At 64.5% G+C, this 16,873-nt stretch carries 10 protein-coding genes and 5 pseudogenes; 7 read left to right on the forward strand and 8 right to left on the reverse strand.

Annotated features, from left to right (window positions below):
- Positions 1–5: 5 nt before the first annotated feature.
- The 5 genes from trbJ to trbB are packed head-to-tail and all read right to left on the reverse strand — an operon-like array spanning position 6 to position 4,818.
- Positions 6–764, reverse strand: coding sequence for a P-type conjugative transfer protein TrbJ (gene trbJ, locus IC66_RS0137535; RefSeq protein ID WP_011090992.1), 759 nt, complete (start codon positions 762–764; stop codon positions 6–8).
- Entirely contained in the window at positions 761–3,199 is a 2,439-nt protein-coding gene (trbE, locus tag IC66_RS0137540; protein WP_011090993.1) for a conjugal transfer protein TrbE, read from the reverse strand. The genes trbJ and trbE overlap by 4 nt, the downstream gene beginning before the upstream one ends.
- A gap of 7 nt (positions 3,200–3,206) precedes the next feature.
- The gene (locus IC66_RS0137545) at positions 3,207–3,482 is read right to left on the reverse strand and encodes a VirB3 family type IV secretion system protein (RefSeq protein WP_026312513.1); all 276 of its coding nucleotides are present in this window, start codon (positions 3,480–3,482) and stop codon (positions 3,207–3,209) included.
- Positions 3,482–3,823, reverse strand: coding sequence for a TrbC/VirB2 family protein (locus IC66_RS0137550; RefSeq protein WP_011090995.1), 342 nt, complete (start codon positions 3,821–3,823; stop codon positions 3,482–3,484). The genes IC66_RS0137545 and IC66_RS0137550 overlap by 1 nt, the downstream gene beginning before the upstream one ends.
- Complete coding sequence (trbB, locus tag IC66_RS0137555) at positions 3,820–4,818, reverse strand: P-type conjugative transfer ATPase TrbB (protein WP_011090996.1); 999 nt, start codon at positions 4,816–4,818, stop codon at positions 3,820–3,822. Before trbB ends, IC66_RS0137550 begins: the two co-directional genes overlap by 4 nt.
- Before the next feature lie 241 nt (positions 4,819–5,059).
- Here trbB and tnpA point away from each other — a divergent pair.
- Positions 5,060–5,297 (forward strand): annotated as a pseudogene (gene tnpA / locus IC66_RS46740) (IS66-like element accessory protein TnpA); the annotation flags it as partial.
- A gap of 119 nt (positions 5,298–5,416) precedes the next feature.
- On the opposite strand, the pseudogene IC66_RS44085 reads toward tnpA, so the two are convergent.
- Positions 5,417–6,369, reverse strand: a pseudogene (locus tag IC66_RS44085) (IS481 family transposase).
- 78 nt (positions 6,370–6,447) lie between these two features.
- On the opposite strand from IC66_RS44085, the pseudogene IC66_RS48690 reads away from it, so the two are divergent.
- Both IC66_RS48690 and tnpB read left to right on the forward strand, forming a co-directional pair.
- A pseudogene (locus IC66_RS48690) lies at positions 6,448–6,563 on the forward strand (IS66-like element accessory protein TnpA); the annotation flags it as partial.
- Entirely contained in the window at positions 6,544–6,897 is a 354-nt protein-coding gene (gene tnpB, locus IC66_RS0137570; protein WP_011091000.1) for an IS66 family insertion sequence element accessory protein TnpB, read from the forward strand. The pseudogene IC66_RS48690 and the gene tnpB, both read left to right, overlap by 20 nt.
- Before the next feature lie 401 nt (positions 6,898–7,298).
- Here tnpB and IC66_RS47325 read toward each other — a convergent pair whose 3' ends face one another.
- Both IC66_RS47325 and IC66_RS0137580 read right to left on the reverse strand, forming a co-directional pair.
- The gene (locus IC66_RS47325) at positions 7,299–7,595 is read right to left on the reverse strand and encodes a hypothetical protein (protein ID WP_016847010.1); all 297 of its coding nucleotides are present in this window, start codon (positions 7,593–7,595) and stop codon (positions 7,299–7,301) included.
- A gap of 112 nt (positions 7,596–7,707) precedes the next feature.
- Positions 7,708–8,865, reverse strand: coding sequence for an ABC transporter ATP-binding protein (locus IC66_RS0137580; protein ID WP_223153799.1), 1,158 nt, complete (start codon positions 8,863–8,865; stop codon positions 7,708–7,710).
- Between IC66_RS0137580 and IC66_RS0137585 the strand changes: the two genes are divergently transcribed.
- The 4 genes and pseudogenes from IC66_RS0137585 to IC66_RS0137605 all read left to right on the forward strand — a co-directional run bounded on the left by IC66_RS0137585 (position 8,822) and on the right by IC66_RS0137605 (position 16,735).
- Positions 8,822–10,558, forward strand: coding sequence for a hypothetical protein (locus IC66_RS0137585; protein ID WP_011091003.1), 1,737 nt, complete (start codon positions 8,822–8,824; stop codon positions 10,556–10,558). The two genes, IC66_RS0137580 and IC66_RS0137585, sit on opposite strands and share 44 nt — an antisense overlap.
- A 98-nt stretch (positions 10,559–10,656) precedes the next feature.
- Positions 10,657–11,070, forward strand: a complete 414-nt coding sequence (locus IC66_RS0137590) for a hypothetical protein (RefSeq protein ID WP_011091004.1) — start codon at positions 10,657–10,659, stop codon at positions 11,068–11,070.
- A 272-nt stretch (positions 11,071–11,342) separates the two neighbouring features.
- A pseudogene (locus IC66_RS47330) lies at positions 11,343–15,669 on the forward strand (strawberry notch-like NTP hydrolase domain-containing protein).
- Positions 15,669–16,735 (forward strand): annotated as a pseudogene (locus IC66_RS0137605) (DUF7146 domain-containing protein). Before IC66_RS47330 ends, IC66_RS0137605 begins: the two co-directional pseudogenes overlap by 1 nt.
- The last annotated feature ends 138 nt before the right edge of the window (positions 16,736–16,873 follow it).

Here is a 16,873-nt window from a genome sequence, read left to right on the forward strand (position 1 = left end):
GTGCCTCAGTTGCCGCTGAACATGGTGACGTTGCCCGGCTGATAGCCGCTGCGTGTCGAGAAGATTTTGTATTGCTGCTGGCCCTGCGACTCGGTCGCCGTTACGCGCGCCTGCTCCAGCGCATCCGCCCGTCCCTTCGCGGCGAGCACCGCGACGAGATCGGATAGCTGCTGGGATTGCAGCGCGAGGAGTTGGTTGCCGGCTTGAGCGGCTTGCAAAGCGCCACTTGCCGACTGACTGGCGGTAACCAGCGTACTCATTGCGCTGGAGTTGGTCGAGATATTGCCGACGACGCCGGCCTGCACCTTCAGCGAGTCTTCGAAAGCGCCCACCGAGTTCTGCCAACGACTTTGAGCCGCGGCAAACATTGTTGCATTGGAGCCCGTCGCCGCCGCCGTGCCGTAGGTGCTGGAATACATCGTCTGGACGCGCTCGACGTTGAAGGCGATGTTCTGGGCCTGGCTCAGCAGTGACTGGGTCTTGGCAATCGATGACTGAAGCTGGGTCAGCGTCGACAACGGCAGGTTGGCGAGGTTCTTTCCCTGATTCACCAGGCTTTGGGCCTGATTGGTCAGCATCTGGATCTGATTGTTGATCTGCTGCAGCTCGCGCGCCGCGGTCAGCACGTTCTGGCTGAAGTTGGTGGGGTCGTAGACGATCCACTGCGCAAGGACCGAGGTCGTCGAAAGCGGCGAGATCGAAAAGGCGAGCGAGAGAGCCGTCGCAGCGGCCAAGCCAGCGCGCCGCACTTCGAGAGCGGTCATGATTGCACCTCCAGGTTTGTCAGGTCAGGGATGAGATCGGCGGCCCACAGCAGTTCGTGATCGGCGAGCCAGGCGGCCGTGAAGTCGTCACGGCCGTGCTCGGCAAGCAGCCGTTCGATTGCGGCATGGTCGGTCTTGGAGGAGGCGGCGCAGAAGGCGAGCGCAACTGGCCCAAGGCCGAGCTCGAACAGCCGATTGCCGCGACGAGACTGGCAATAGTAGTCGCGCTTCGGCGTCGCCCGCGCGATGATCTCGATCTGGCGGTCGTTCAAGCCGAACCGCTGGTAGATGGCGGTGATCTGCGGTTCGATCGCGCGCTCGTTCGGCAGGAATATCCGCGTCGGGCAGCTCTCGACGATCGCTGGCGCGATGTTGCTGCCATCGATGTCGGAAAGCGATTGAGTGGCGAAGACGACGGAAGCGTTCTTCTTCCGCAGGGTCTTCAACCATTCCCTGAGCTGTTGCGCGAAGGCTGGATCGTCGAGGACGAGCCACCCCTCGTCGATGATGAGGAGGGTCGGCCGGCCGTCGAGCCGGCCCTCGATGCGATGGAAGAGGTAGGTGAGGACGGCAGGCGCCGCGCCTGCGCCGATCAAGCCCTCGGTCTCGAACGCCTGCACCGACGCAAAGCCGAGCTGCTCGGCCTCCGCGTCGAGCAAACGGCCGGAGGAGCCGCCGACGCAATAAGGTTGCAGCGCCTGCTTGAGTGCGGTCGATTGCAACAGAACCGTCAAACCGGTGATCGTGCGTTCCTCGGCCGGTGAGGACGCCAGTGACGTCAATGCCGACCAGACGTGCTCCTTCACGGTCGGATCGATGGTGACGCCCTCCTTGGCGAGGATTGCCGTCACCCATTCGGCCGCCCAGGCGCGCTCGGCCGCATCGCCGATACGTGCGAGGGGTTGAAGGGAGACTGAATCTTCGGCGCTGTTGGACAGACTTCCGCCGAGGTCGTGCCAGTCGCCGCCCATGGCAAGGGCCGCCGTGCGGATCGAGCCACCAAAATCGAAGGCGAAGATCTGGCTTTTCCGGTAGCGCCGGAACTGGATCGCCATCAGCGCCAGCAGCACGGATTTGCCGGCGCCGGTCGGGCCGACGATCAGGGTGTGGCCGACGTCGCCGACATGCAGCGAAAACCGGAACGGCGTCGAGCCTTCGGTCTTACCGAAGAAGAGCGGGGAGCTGCGGAAATGCTCATCCCGATCTGACCCGGCCCAGACCGCTGAAAGCGGAATCAGGTGAGCGAGGTTCAGTGTCGAGAGCGGCGGTTGGCGAACGTTGGCGTAGGCGTGACCCGGCAGAGAGCCGAGCCAGGCTTCGAGCGCGTTCACCCCTTCCGGCATGCAGGTGAAGTCGCGCCCCTGGATCACCTTCTCGACGAGGCGAAGCTTCTCAGTGGCGAGACCGGGGTCCTCGTCCCAGACGGTGACGGTCGCGGTGATGTAGGCTTGACCGACGTCGTCGGTGCCCAGTTCCTGCAAGGCGAGATCGGCGTCAGTGGCCTTATTCGCCGCATCGCTATCGACCAGTGTCGAGGCCTCGTTGGTCATCACCTCCTTGACGATGGCTGCAATCGACTTGCGCTTGGCGAACCACTGCCGGCGGATCTTGGTCAAGAGTTTCACCGCCTCGGTCTTGTCGAGGAGGATCGCGCGGGTCGACCAGCGGTAAGGAAAGGCAAGCCGGTTCAGCTCGTCGAGGATTCCGGGATAGGTCGCGGTCGGAAAGCCGACCACCGTGAGTGTACGAAGATGATGGTTGCCGAGCCGCGGCTCGAGGCCACCGGCAAGCGGTTCGTCCGCGAGCAGCGCGTCGAGATGCATCGGCGTCTCGGGGACGCGCACGCGCTGTTGCCGGGTCGAGATCGTCGAATGCAGGTAGGTCAGCGTCTCGCCATCATCGAGCCACGCCACCTCAGGCATGAACCCTTCGACAAGTTGCAGGACGCGGTTGGTCCGATCAACAAAACCACGCAGCAGCTCGTGGGGATCGACGCCGCTCTGCGCGCGGCCCTCATAGAGCCAGCCTTCGATCCGCGAGGCGTCCTCAGCCGGCGGGAGCCAGACGAAGGTCAGGAAATAGCGGCTCTCGAAATGCGCGCCCGCCTCCTCGAAAGCGTCCCGCCGCTCCAAATCGACCAGCGCTGATGCGGCGTCAGGAAAAGTATTGTGCGGATAAGTCTGGGCGGCGATGCGCTGGGCCTCGACGAAGATCGCCCAACCTGAGCCGAGACGGCGGAGCGCGTTGTTGAGTCGGGCCGTTACGCCGACCAGTTCGGCAGGCGTCGCGCTGTCGAGATCCGGCCCGCGGAAGCGCGCCGTGCGCTGGAACGCGCCGTCCTTGTTGAGGACGACGCCCTTCTCGACCAAAGCGGCCCAGGGCAGGAAGTCGGCAAGACTGTGGGGCCGGTTGCGGTATTCGGCGAGGTTCAGCATGGAAGTCTCACACGCCGAGGTAAGAAGGATAGCGGAGGTGGCGTCGAACGACGTCCACGAACTGCGGGTCGCGCTTGGCCGCCCAGACCGCCGCGGCATGGCCCACGGCCCAAATCAGCGCGCCGGGGATCCAGAGGTGGAGGCCGAGCGCTATTGCCGCGGCCAACGTGCCGTTGGCGATCGCAACCGTGCGGGGCGCGCCGCCCATCAGGATTGCCTCGGTGAGCGCGCGATGAACCGGCGCGAAGAAGCCCGGCACGTCTAGATCGATGATGCCGGCCATCACACCAGCGCTCCGCCGGAGAAGCTGAAGAAGGTCAGGAAGAAGCTCGACGCGGCGAAGGCGATCGACAGACCGAAGACAATCTGGATCAGCCGGCGGAAGCCACCGGAACTATCGCCGAACGCAAGCGTCAGGCCGGTCACGGTGATGATGATGACCGACATGATCTTCGCGACCGGCCCTTGCACCGACTCCAGGATCTGATTGAGCGGCGTCTCCCACGGCATCGACGAGCCGGAGGCGTAGGCCGCGGGCGCGATTGCAATGGAGATGACGGCAATTGCGGCGAGGCCCGTGAAGCGGAGTCGCACGCGACGGATCGCGGGAGGAAACTGGATCATGAGGGGTCTCCGGGAAGTGAGGATGGGCCGCCCGCCGCGGCAGAGTTGACGCGGTAGTCGCCGGTGGCGGGATCGAGGCCGGCGACGAGAGCAAGTTCAGCGAGGCGGCGTTCGCTGCCGCGGCCGCGCAGAACCGCGACGAGATCGATGGTCTCGGCGATCAGCGCCTTGGGAACAGTGAGGACGGCTTCCTGGATGAGCTGCTCGAGGCGGCGAAGCGCGCCCAGAGCCGTGCCGGCGTGAATCGTTCCGATCCCACCGGGGTGGCCCGTGCCCCAGGCTTTGAGGAGCTCCAGGGCTTCGCTGCCCCGTACCTCGCCGATCGGAATCCGGTCGGGGCGTAGGCGGAGGGAAGACCGAACCAGATCCGACAGGGACGCCACGCCGTCCTTGGTGCGCAGCGCGACCAGATTCGGCGCGCGGCACTGCAGTTCACGCGTGTCCTCGATCAGGACCACGCGATCGGTGGTGCCGGCGATCTCCGCCAGCAGCGCGTTTGTCAGGGTGGTCTTGCCGGTCGACGTGCCGCCGGCGACCAGGATGTTCTTGCGGGCCGCGACGGCTTCGCGGAGCATGCCCGCCTGCCCGGCCGTCATGATGCCGGCCGCCGCGTAGTCATCCAGGGTGAAAACAGCCACCGCAGGCTTGCGGATCGCAAAGGCCGGCGCCGCAACGACAGGCGGGAGAAGCCCCTCGAACCTCTCCCCCGTCTCGGGAAGCTCGGCCGAGACGCGGGGCTTTTCGGCATGCACCTCAGCGCCGACATGGTGCGCGACCAGGCGCACGATCCGCTCGCCGTCGGCGGCGGACATCGTTCGTCCGCTATCCTCCAGCCCGCCGGACAGCCGGTCGACCCAGAGCCGACCATCGGGGTTGAGCATCACCTCGACGATCGAGGGGTCTTCCAGGAAGGTGGCGATCGCGGGACCAAGCGCGGTGCGCAGCATGCGCGCGCCACGCGAGAAGGCTTCCGAATGGAGTGAAGTGCCCGCCACGATCGTCCCCCGTCGAGTACCAATCGCGGCAAGCGATCAGCAACGGGGATGGATAGAAAAGGCAGGAAACGGGTTAGTTCAACAAGTATTCAGGCGTCGTAGGAAGCGGGCGTAGAGCGGCGAAAAAATACTTGCTGCGTCGAAGCATGCTGATCGACAGTAAGCGCGAATTTCCCTCCACCTTTTGCTTTTGAGTACTCTGATGCATGAGGTGTCCACCAAAATAGGTGGGCACCTTGTGATGGCAGACGATGATCAGAAATTGCGAGTGAGGCTTGTTGGCCGGAACGGTCGCCGGCGTTACGAGGCGGCATCGAAGGAGCGTCTTGTCGCGACCTGTCTTGAGCCTGGGGTTTCGGTATCGAGACTTGCGCTCGAACACGGGGTCAACGCGAACCTGCTTCGGAAGTGGATCAAGAAGCACACCGCGACCAGGTCTCTGCCGCCATCTTCACCATCGGCGTTCATCCGGGTTCAGCTTGAGGAGACCGCCGATCGAGCCCTGTCGCGACAAGACAGCGTGGCGACGGTTGATTTGCCGGCGACTTGCGATGAAGTGCGCGGGTCGGAACCCAAGGGGACTACAGCTTTTTGTTCTCTAGCTGTGGAATCTCAACAGGTCGTCCTTCGGGAGGCCGAGGCGGCTGATGGGTGGTTTGGCCTGCAGGCTGCCGTGCGGGCGATGCCAGTTGTAGTGATGAAGCCAGATTGGCAGGTTTTTGGCGCGCTGGTCTGAGGTGTCATAGGCGCGAGCGTAGGCCCATTCGCGCAGCACTGTCTGGATGAAGCGTTCGGCCTTGCCGTTTGTTTGCGGTCTGTAGGGTCTGGTGAAGATGTGCTTGAGGCCGAGCTTCCTGCACGCTCTGGCGAAGGCCTTGGCGCGGTAGCAGGAGCCGTTGTCGGTCATGATGCCGGTGACCTTCATGCCGAGGCTGCGGTAGTAAGTGACGGCCTCCTTGAGGAAGGCGATGGCGCTCTCCTTTTTCTGATCCCGCCGGATCTGGGAGAAGGCCAAGCGCGATGCATCGTCGATGGCCACGTGGACGAACTCGTGGCCGGCGCCGCGGCTTCGCCTTTCTGGCGATCGTGTGTGATGCGGTGGCCTGGTCTTACGAACCTGCCGAGCTTCTTGATGTCGATATGGATGAGCTCGCCGGGGTGCTCGCGCTCGTACCGGCGCACCGGCTCGGCGGGCTCCAGATCGCGTATCCGGCTTAATCCCAAGCGGCGAAGGATACGGCTGACGGTGGCCGGTGACACCTCGACCTCGGCAGCAATCTGCTTGCCGGTGTGGCGCTGCCGGCGCAACGTCTCGACGGCGGCGCACGTGGCCGGCGGGGTTTGGCTCGGCGATGAACGAGGTCGCGACGAGCGGTCGCGCAAACCATCCACGCCTTCTGCGCGGAACCGCTTGACCCATTTGGCCACGGTTTTCGGTGTCGTGTTGAACTGATTTGCCGCATCAGCCTGGCTCAGCCCGCCCTCGACCACGCCTCGCACCATCGCCTCTCGACCTTTGAGCGTCAAAGGCGCATTCTTGTGGACGTTCATCTGCCTTGGAACACTGAAGCTTCGCAACCTCAGCTTCCTCGGTTCAGACCAGATGGACAACCTCCTGAGAGACCAAATCTAGCCCAAGTGAGCGCGTCCCTGCCGAACGGCGTGAAGCTTGCGCTGGAATGCGGCGATGTGGATGCATGACGGCGATCATCGGAGCACTGGGCCATGTTCAGACTGGGCGGTGAGCTTCAGGTCTATCTGCACCGTGAGCCGATCGACTTCCGGGCTGGCATCAACAGCCTTGCGGTTCTGGTCCAGGAGACGATGGCGCTCGATCCGTTCGCTCTTGCGGTTTTTGCGTTCTGCAATCGCCGTTGCGACCGGATGAAGCTGCTGTTCTTCGATCGGTCCGGCTTTGTGCTGGTCCTGAAGCGGCTAACCGAGGACAAGTTCCGATGGCCGCGCCGCCAAGAGGCGGTCGTCACGCTGACGACCGAGCAATTGCACTCGATCCTTGACGGCATCGATATCGATGCGATGGTCCGCCATCCGGTGCGGCAATATCAGGTTGCCGGCTGAGCCCCAAAGCCGCCACGGCCTGAACAGCCCAGTATCGCCAGATACGAACGCCATCCGTCAAAAGCCCGCGCGTCAACGTGCGAGGAAAATCGTGCTTACGCTCAATCAACGCCCTTTGCGCGTTCTTTACTGCTTCACCTTTCGAGCCTAGCTCGATGAGTGGCCCGTTCTTTAATCGCGGGCACGGTATCAAGTGGCCGTTCCGTCATGGAGATTGCCAAGCTCCGAGGGGAGAACGACGAGCTCCTGAGGATGGTCCGCCTCGTCACCCTGAAGCTTAACGAGGCCCAAAAAGAGATGAGAGACGCCGGCGTGGCCGCACGCGAGGCGCGCGCAATCGCTCGCCGTTTCAGCCCCTGCGCTGTACTACAAACGCAAGATGCCGGAGCGCGACCATGCGCTCATGCGCTCCGGCGGCAGATCGAGGAATTCTTGCGCGACCCGCTCTCGGCAATGCGCTCCTTGCGCACGGCCGTCCCGCGATCTTCCGCCCCGACAACGGTGCCGAGTACAACGCGAAAGCCGCCCGCGCCTTCCTTGTGTCGCTCAATATCGCCATCTCCCGCTCGAAGAAAGACCGTCACTGGGAGAATGGGTACCGGGAGAGTTTCTACGACAAATTCAAGATCGACCTCGCGATTCCGGTCCGCTTCTCTTCCCTCGGCGAGTTTGTCGCTGAAATCTACAGACAGATTCACTACGACAACAATGATCGCATCCGACAGCGCACGGCGAGCGGCCGGTCGTGCTCGTGGGCATGCCGGGTGCCTGAAACTGGGCGTCTTACGAAACGGCTGCGGCACTCTTCGTCTAAGTCACTGACAAGGCGCAGTCGGTCAGATCGACCACGACGTCGCTCGTGGAGATGACACCTCTCCGATGAGTGATCGCTAGCACAGTCACATCCTCAGCTAGCGTGCGTATATGGTCCATAACGTCCCGTTCGGTTCGTTCGTCGAGCGCGGAGCTAGCCTCGTCGAGAAGAAGGATCGCCGGCTGTCCATAGAGCGCGCGGGCAATAGCAACGCGCTGTCGCTCCCCGCCGGAAAGCTTCAAGCCGCGTTCTCCAACGGTTGTTTCAAATCCTTCCGGTAGCGCCTCAATCAACGGGAGAATAGCGGCTTCTTTCGACGCATCGCGAAGGCGTACCTCGTCGCGGGGCCGTCCTAACAAAATGTTGTCAGCTAGCGGCTCATTGAGCAACATCACCTCCTGCGGCACGAGAGCAACTGCGGCATACCAATCCGCGCGATCGACGCTCGCTATATCCGTTCCATCGACGAGAATTCGGCCGTAGTCGGGCTCAATCGATTTCAGGGCGAGCTTAAAGATCGTGGACTTCCCCGATCCGGTTTCACCGACAAGAAAAGTAATCCCGCCGCGCCCGGCCTTAAACGAGACGTCGGTAACGCCGCGACCGTTGTCGTAGGCATAACCAATGCTCTCGAAAGAGAGCTGGTCAGCGGAGGGCTTGAAATCGTGAGCATGAGATGCTTGCCGCTCTTCTGGTGCGGCCCACAGTCTACCTAGAGGGATGAGGTCGGCTCGCGACCGCGCCACGTCAGAGATCGCCCTCGCGACCGTCTCAAAGGGCATATTGAGCTGAAGCAGAAGCGTATTGAATAGCACCATATCGCCAATGGTGATCGCGCCGGCGTGATATTCAGGTATAAGAAGGAGAAGCGTGACCGCAAATTGCAGCGCGACGGCAAGGCCGAGCACGGCGATGTAGGCCAGTCGTTGCAACACGTAGGCTCGCCAGTTATCACGCACCTCCCGCGCCCTTATCATAAAGCACTCGTTGATCCAGGAGTGACTGCCGAAATGGCGCAACGTGTCCATCGCGTTCATGACGTTGCCGACGAACCGAGCATTCTCCTGTCCGGCTTCGATCGCCGCATCCAGGAGCGCGCGTGCCTGACGCGTGGAACTCCAGGTCAATGCAATCGCGATTGCGGTCTTCTTCACCTCGGTCAATGTGGTGAAGCAGCGCTTGCGCCTGGCCTCGGTCTCGCCCGCGTTGCTCGACATCTATGCCGAGGACGGCATGTCGCTTGAGCAGTTGATGGCCTTCACCGTCACCGCGGATCATGGACGCCAGGAACAGGTCTGGCAGGCCATCTCCGGCTCCTGGCAGAAGGAGCCCTATCAGATCCGCCGCATGCTGACGGAGAAGACGGCGCGCGCCTCCGACCGGAGGGCCGTGTTTGTCGGCCTCGACGCCTACGAGGCGGCTGGCGGTGTGGTGCTGCGCGACCTGTTCCAGTCCGACGACGGCGGTTGGCTCGAGGACGTCGCTCTGCTCGACCGCCTGGTCGCCGAGAAGTTGAAGGCGGAGGCAGAAACGATCGCTGCCGAAGGTTGGAAGTGGATCGAGGTCGCGATCGACTTCCCCTACGGCCACACGCGTGGCTTGCGCGAGCTGGACAGCGTATCCGCCGGTCTCACCGCCGAAGAGCAGGCGACCATCGAGGCGCTCAAGGCCGAATTTGCCAGGCTGGAAGCCGAGCATGACGGCGCGGATGAGCTGCCCGACGAGGTTGACCAGCGACTTGGCGAAATCGAGACGGCTCTCGCCGTCTTTGACGATCGACCCATCAACTATCAGCTTGCCGACATCGCCCGCGCGGGTGTGTTCGTCGGCATCGACGCCGAAGGCACGCTCTTGGTTGATCGCGGTTACGTCCGCCCTGAGGACGAGCTACCCGTGGCCGAGCCAGAGCAGGGCAGCGATGGCGAACCCGCTGCCGCGACCTTCGACGGCGCCGAACCATCAGCGCCGGGAATCCAGCGCGCCGTCATCACCATCGGCGGGCAGCTCGCGGAGGCAGAGGATGAGGATGATGATGCGGTGAAGCCGCTCCCCGATCGCCTGCTGACCGAGCTCACGGCGGAGCGGACTTTGGCGCTGCGCGACAGGCTGGCGATCACGCCTTCGGTCGCCTTCCAGGCGGTGCTGCACAAATTCTGCCTCGACGTCTTCTCCCGCTATTCCTCCTACGGGACGGCGATGGAGGTCTCGGTGCGCAGCGTCAGCTTCCCGGTGCAAGCGCAAGGGCTGAAGGACACGCCAGCGGCCAAGGCGATCGACGCGCGCCACAAGACGTGGGAGGAGCGCCTGCCCAAGGAGAAGACCGAACTCTGGGATTGGCTGACCGGCCTCACCGGCGACGAGCAGGCGGCGCTCTTCGCGCACTGCGCCTCATTCGGCATCAACGCGCTCTACGAGAAGGGCGACCGCTACGGCGGCGGCATCACGCCGCACACCGTCGAGCACCGGATCACTGAGGCCGATCGCATCGCCCGGGCCGTCGACCTCGACATGGTGGAGTCCGGTTGGCGCCCGACCGTCGAGAACTATCTCGGCCGCGTCCCGAAGCTCCGCATCCTGGAAGCGGTGCGGGAGGGGGCCGGCGAGCGGGCCGCGCAGCTCATCGATCATCTGAAGAAGGGCGACATGGCCAAGGAGGCCGAGCGCCTCCTCGCCGAGGCCGGCTGGCTGCCCGAGCCCCTGCGGATGCCCGACGCCCAATTGGCGGCGGCTGTCGATGCTGCGGAGCCCGAGGGCGATGGCGAGGCGCTGCCGGAATTCCTCGCCGGCGACGACGAGGAAACTCCGGCCGATGAAGCAGACGAGTCGCGCATGATCGCGGCCGAATAGCTCGAGCACGCGGGGCGGCTTCGGCCGTCCCGCGTCTTTTCACTGCCATTCACACCAAAGCCTGGCGCGAGCCGGGCTTTTGCATTCTGGAGGCTATCGTGCCCTTCTTCACCATCGAGACGACCTATCATTTGCCGATCTATCGGCAGCGAACCTACGAAGCCGAAACGCTCGACCAAGCCTGCGATCTTGCGATCGCCGACGAGGGCTGGGACGACAACAGGTCGGACGTTGAAACGTCTGGCGATACCTATGTTACCGGTGCCTGGGAAGGCCGCGACGCTGCCTATAGCGGCCCACGCCTGGCGTTTCCCTCACGTTTCGGCGAGCAGGTCCAGCGCAAGGCCGGCCATTTCGAGTTGCTGCTCGGTCTGCTCAAAATACTCATCCACGTTCCGGAGGAAGGCTCAATGGATGTCGAGCTTTGGCGCCGGCGGGCAGACGCCGCCATCGCGAAGGCCGAGGCCATTCTCGCGGGCGAAAATGATCCGATCGAAGGAGCTGCGTCGTGACGAAATACGCCGTCACCGTCGTCGAAGGCGATGCGAGCTACCTCGCGGAAGCGGGCGCCGCTGACGAAGGCCAGGCGTAGCCGTCCTGGCAGTTCGGATACTGACGAACGCTTTGTACACGGCGCGCCGCCAACCCGGTGGGGCGCCGTTTCTCATGTCGGGCACCGCCTTGATGCTGAGAGGGAGAGGACGGCCGGGACGGGTTTGAGCCGGCGCGGTCAGAGAGAGCGCCGATCGGCTCGCCCATTCCCGCTCTCCTGAAGGCTTCCTCCATGAATGACCATTCCCCGATCGCGGCCGACCCGGCCGCTCCGATCTCGCCTGTTCGCGCTCCCGAGGGCGCCAGTATCATCATCGCTGCCGCGAGTCATCTCCTTCCGCATCTCGAGCGTGGCCGACGCATCGACGCCGCGCTTCTCCGCGCCGCAATGGAAGTGGCCTCCGGCGCATCCGATGCGACGGGCGCCTGGGACTGGAAGATGGCCTATGACACTTGTGAGGTCGCCACCGTCCTGTTCTTACGCAAATACGGAAAGGCGCTCTTCCGCAAAGCTGATTCTGCGGCTTCACGACTTTCCGCTTTGGAAAAGATCGCAAGGCTTCTGCCGACCCACACGCGCCGCTCTGCCGAGAGCGAAATCTTCCAGCAATTCTCGACCCCGATTCCGCTCGGCCTGGCTGCGCTGACTGCGGCCGCCATTACTGCGGCGGATCGCGTGCTGGAGCCGTCCGCCGGCACCGGGCTGCTCGCCATCCTCGCCGAGATTGCCGGCAGCGGGCTTGTGCTGAACGAACTGGCCAAGACCCGGGCCGTGTTACTTTCTTCTCTCTTTCCGGCCGTTTCCGTCACGCGCTTCGACGCGGCCCAAATCGACGACCACCTCGATCCCACGGTGGTCCCGAGTTTCGTGCTGATGAACCCGCCGTTCTCGGCGATGGCAAACGTTTCGGGCCGGATGGCCGACACCGCGTACCGTCACATCGCCTCGGCCCTGGCGCGTCTCGCCGATGGCGGCCGGCTGGTCACGATATCAGGCGCAAACGTCTCACCCGAAGCCTCAGCCTGGCATGACGCCTTCGCCCGACTGCAGGAACGCGGCCGCGTGGTGTTCACTGCGGCGATCGCCGGCGCGGTCTATGCCAAGCACGGCACCACGATCGAGACGCGTCTCACCGTCATCGACAAAGTGCCTGCCGCGGATCCGAGCGCGTTCCCGGCGTCGCCGGGAATGGCGCCCGACGTTGCGACACTGCTCCGCTGGATCGGCGAACACGTTCCACCTCGTCTGAGCGTCGCATCGACCGGTGTGCTTCCCGTGTCAGCCTCGCCGGCGCGTCGCACCGTGCGCGGCTATCTCGCGAGCGCCGCTGCACAGCCGGTTAAGGCGTCGGTCGCCGATCCCGAAGCCGTCGACCTCGCTTATGAGGCGACAGATTGGGCGCCGCCCGAGGGCGCGCGCCTCAGCGACGCCATCTACGAAGAATACCGGCTCCAATCGATCCGGATCCACGGTGCGCAGGCGCATCCGACCAAGCTGGTGCAGTCGGCCGCGATGGCCTCGGTCGCGCCGCCGAAGCCGAGCTATCGGCCACGGCTGCCGGCAAACCTCGTCAGCGATGGCATTCTGTCCGACGCCCAGCTTGAGACGGTCATCTATGCTGGCGAGGCGCATGGTAACTATCTCGCTGGCGCCTGGACGGTAGACGAGACCTTCGACCTCGTCGCGGCCGCCCGCGACGACGCACCGAACGCCGTCCGCTTCCGTCGCGGCTTCATGCTCGGTGACGGGACCGGCGCCGGCAAGGGTCGCCAGTCCGCCGGCATCATTCTCGACAACTGGCTCCAGGGCCGGTGCAAGGCGGTCTGGATCTCTAAGTCCGACAAGCTGCTCGAGGACGCGCAGCGCGACTGGTCGGCGCTCGGCATGGAGCGTCTGTTGGTCACGCCGCTCTCGCGCTTCCCTCAAGGGTACGACATCCGGTTGGCCGAGGGCGTCCTATTTTTAACCTACGCTGCGGTCCGACGACCGCGGCGAGAAGCTTTCGCGCGTCCGGCAGATTGTTCAATGGTTGGGCTCCGACTTCGACGGCGTCATCATTTTCGACGAGAGCCATGCCATGCAGAATGCCGGTGGCGGCAAGGGCGAGCGGGGCGATGTCGCGCCCTCGCAGCAGGGGCGTGCAGGCTTGCGTCTTCAGCATGCGCTGCCCAATGCCCGCGTCGTCTATGTCTCGGCGACCGGCGCCACCACCGTCCACAATCTCGCCTACGCCCAGCGCCTCGGGCTGTGGGGCGGCGAGGATTTTCCGTTCGCCACCCGCGCCGAGTTCGTCGAGGCGATCGAGGAGGGCGGGGTCGCTGCGATGGAGGTGCTCTCTCGCGATCTTCGTTCGCTCGGTCTCTACACCGCCCGCTCGCTTTCCTACGACGGCGTCGAGTATGAACTGGTCGAGCACCAGCTCTCCGACGAGCAGCGCCGGATCTATGATGCCTACGCCGCTGCCTTCAGCGTCATCCACAATCACCTCGACGCGGCAATGGAGGCCGCCAACATTACCGGTGAGAACGGCACGCTCAACCGCCAGGCGAAGTCGGCCGCGCGCTCGGCCTTCGAATCGGCCAAGCAGCGATTCTTCGGTCATCTGCTCACCAGCATGAAGACGCCGACCCTGGTCCGCTCCATCGAGCGGGACTTGGCCGAGGGCCATGCCGCGGTGATCCAGATCGTATCGACCGGCGAGGCGCTGATGGAGCGTCGGCTCGCCGAGATTCCACCTGAGGAATGGAACGACGTGCGCGTGGACATCACGCCCCGCGAATACGTGCTGGATTACCTCGCCCATTCCTTCCCGGTGCAGGCCTATGAGCCCTTCACCGACACCGAGGGCAATCTCTCGTCGCGGCCCGTCTTCCGCGACGGCCAGCCGGTCGAGAGCCGCGAGGCCGTCGCCCGCCGCAATGAGCTGATCGAGCGGCTCGCGTCGCTTCCGCCTGTTCCCGGCGCGCTCGACCAGATCGTGCAGCGCTTCGGCACGGACCTCGTGGCGGAAGTGACCGGCCGTTCGCGGCGCGTGGTGCGCAGATGTGACCGCCTTACCGTCGAGAACCGTGCAGCTTCCGCCAATCTCGCAGAGACCGCCGCCTTCATGGATGACCTGAAGCGCGTGCGTGTCTTCTCGGAGGCTGGCGGCACAGGCCGCAGCTACCATGCCGAACTCTCGGCGCGGAATCGCCGGCTTCGGGTCCATTATTTGCTCGAGCCGGGCTGGAAGGCCGATGCCGCGATCCAGGGTCTCGGCCGAACGAACCGCACCAACCAGGCGCAGCCGCCTCTATTCCGCCCCATTGCGACCGACGTGAAGGCGGAAAAGCGCTTCCTCTCGACCATCGCGCGCCGGCTCGACACGCTGGGTGCCATCACGCGCGGCCAGCGCCAGACCGGCGGCCAAGGCCTGTTTCGGCCTGAGGACAATCTCGAGAGCCACTACGCCCGCGATGCGCTGCGCCAGCTCTACCTGCTGCTCGTGCGCGGCAAGGTCGAAGGCTGCTCGCTCGAGATGTTCGAGGACGCCACGGGCCTGAAGCTCGTCGACGAAAACGGCATCAAGGACGAGCTACCGCCGATCACGACGTTCCTGAACCGGCTGCTCGCGCTCACGATAGGCCTGCAAGCTTTGCTGTTCACGGCCTTCGAGCAATTGCTGAACGCCAAGGTCGAAGGCGCCATTGCTAGCGGCGTCTACGACATTGGCCTGGAGACGCTACAGGCCGACAGCTTCGTCGTCACCGGTCGGCATCCGATCTACACGCACCCTGCGACCGGCGCGGAAACCCGGCTGCTCACGATCACCGAACGCCGGCGCAACCGTCCCATGACGCTGGATCAAGCGCTCGATTATCTCGCCGATGCTCGGGCGGTGCTGCTGGTCAACGAGCGCTCGGGTCGCGCCGCGGTGCAGATTCCGGCGCCGAGCTTCATGCTCGATGACGGCGAGATCGAAAGTCGGGTGCGGCTGATTCGTCCGATGGAGCACCATCATGCTTCGATGAAGATGATGGACGAGAGCCACTGGCAGCCTACGGATCGCGAGACATTCGCCGCGGCATGGAACGGCGAAGTCGTCGACGTTCCCGAGTTCGCTGAGAGCACGCTCCACATCGTCGCAGGTCTGCTGCTGCCGATCTGGAAGCGGTTGCCGAACGAGTCGACGCGCGTCTATCGGCTCCAGACCGATGCTGGCGAGCGCATCATCGGTCGCAGGGTCTCGCCAGCTTGGGCCGCGAGCGCTTGCATGACCGCGACCTGCAGCTTGACCCCGAACGAAGCCTTCTCGGCGCTGATGGAGGGGCGCACCGTCCTTGAGCTCGCCGAGGATCTGCAGCTCCGTCGTGTCCGCGTGATGGGCGCCCATCGCTTCGAACTGTCCGGCTTTACAGATGTGATGCGTGACCGGTTGCGCGCATACGGCCTCTTCAGCGAAATCATCTCGTGGAAGCTGCGCATGTTCGTGCCATCAGATGCGACCGGCGCCGCCGTGTTGGCAAAGGTGCTCGACCACTATCCGATCGTGCGCATCGGCGAGCGGGAGGCCGCCTGATGGCCCGCGACAACGCCTCCGAACTGGCCCGCCGTCTTGCGCGTGACGCCGAGGCCGTGTGCCGCCATTACCTGTCCAACGGGCGGCGCCAGGGCCGATATTGGACGGTGGGCGACGTCCGCAATACGCCCGGCCGGTCGATGTTCGTCCGGCTCAGCGGACCGGAATCCGGACCCGGCGCCGCTGACATTGGCGAGATGCTGCCTCGGCCGAGCATGGCGATCTCCTCGACGTGATCCGCGAGAGCTGCTGTTTCACGAACTTTCGCGACGTCGCCAATGAGGCACGACGCTTTCTGAGCCTGCCGCGTCCAGAACCGGAGCCTGCGCCAAATCGCCTCCGGTCGAGAACGTCGCCCGCGCCCCTCGGATCGCCAGAGGCGGCGCGGCGGCTCTTCGGCGTGTCTCAGTCGATCGCAGGCACACTCGTAGAAGCGTATCTCCGCAATCGCGGCATTACGGCTTTGCACGAAACCGGAAGTCTGCGCTTTCACCCACGTTGCTACTACAGGCCCGACGACCACAGCGCGACCGAGACCTGGCCGGCGATGATCGCCGCCGTCACCGATCTCCGCGGCCACCTGACCGGCGCGCATCGCACCTGGCTTGACCCCGGAGGCTTCAGCGAGACGACGCTCGGCAAGGCGCTGATCGACACGCCGAAACGGGCGATGGGCGACCTGCTTGGTCACGCCGTTCGATTTGGCCTAGCGGGTGAGGTCATGGCGGCCGGCGAGGGCATCGAGACGATGCTGTCGCTCCGCAGCGTGCTGCCGACCATGCCGATGGTCGCGGCCCTATCGGCGGCGCATCTCTCAGCCATCCTTCTCCCGGACACGCTCCGCCGGCTCTACATCGCCCGCGATGACGATCCTGCCGGTGACGGCGCCATGGCGACCTTGATCGATCGGGCGCAGGAGGCCGGGATCGAGGCGATCGTGATCTCGCCACGGCTTGGCGACTTCAACGAGGATCTTCGTCTGCTCGGATTTGACGCCCTTCGGGCCGCGAGCCGCGTGCAGATCGCGGCGCAGGACGTCGCGCGCTTTATCGAGCTGGCGGCATAGCCGGAACGGGGATGAGGTGCGACGCAGCCGCTTCGTTATCGCGAGGCCGGTGGTCCTGCTTCCCCTCGGCGCCGGAGAGGACCGCCCCACGGCCTTCCGAGAGGGCGATCGGGCGGCAAGCGGCCCGGACCGGCAACC

The organism is Bradyrhizobium genomosp. III (assembly GCF_000261705.1).
Classification (GTDB): Bacteria; Pseudomonadota; Alphaproteobacteria; order Rhizobiales; family Xanthobacteraceae; genus Bradyrhizobium; species Bradyrhizobium ottawaense.

Coding starts and splice junctions, on each gene's coding strand:
- IC66_RS0137550 (WP_011090995.1), bottom strand. CDS start 3,823: ATGATCCAGTTTCCTCCCGCGATCCGTCGCGTGCGACTCCGCTTCACG.
- trbE (WP_011090993.1), bottom strand. CDS start 3,199: ATGCTGAACCTCGCCGAATACCGCAACCGGCCCCACAGTCTTGCCGAC.
- tnpB (WP_011091000.1), top strand. CDS start 6,544: ATGTTCAGACTGGGCGGTGAGCTTCAGGTCTATCTGCACCGTGAGCCG.
- trbJ (WP_011090992.1), bottom strand. CDS start 764: ATGACCGCTCTCGAAGTGCGGCGCGCTGGCTTGGCCGCTGCGACGGCT.
- IC66_RS0137545 (WP_026312513.1), bottom strand. CDS start 3,482: ATGGCCGGCATCATCGATCTAGACGTGCCGGGCTTCTTCGCGCCGGTT.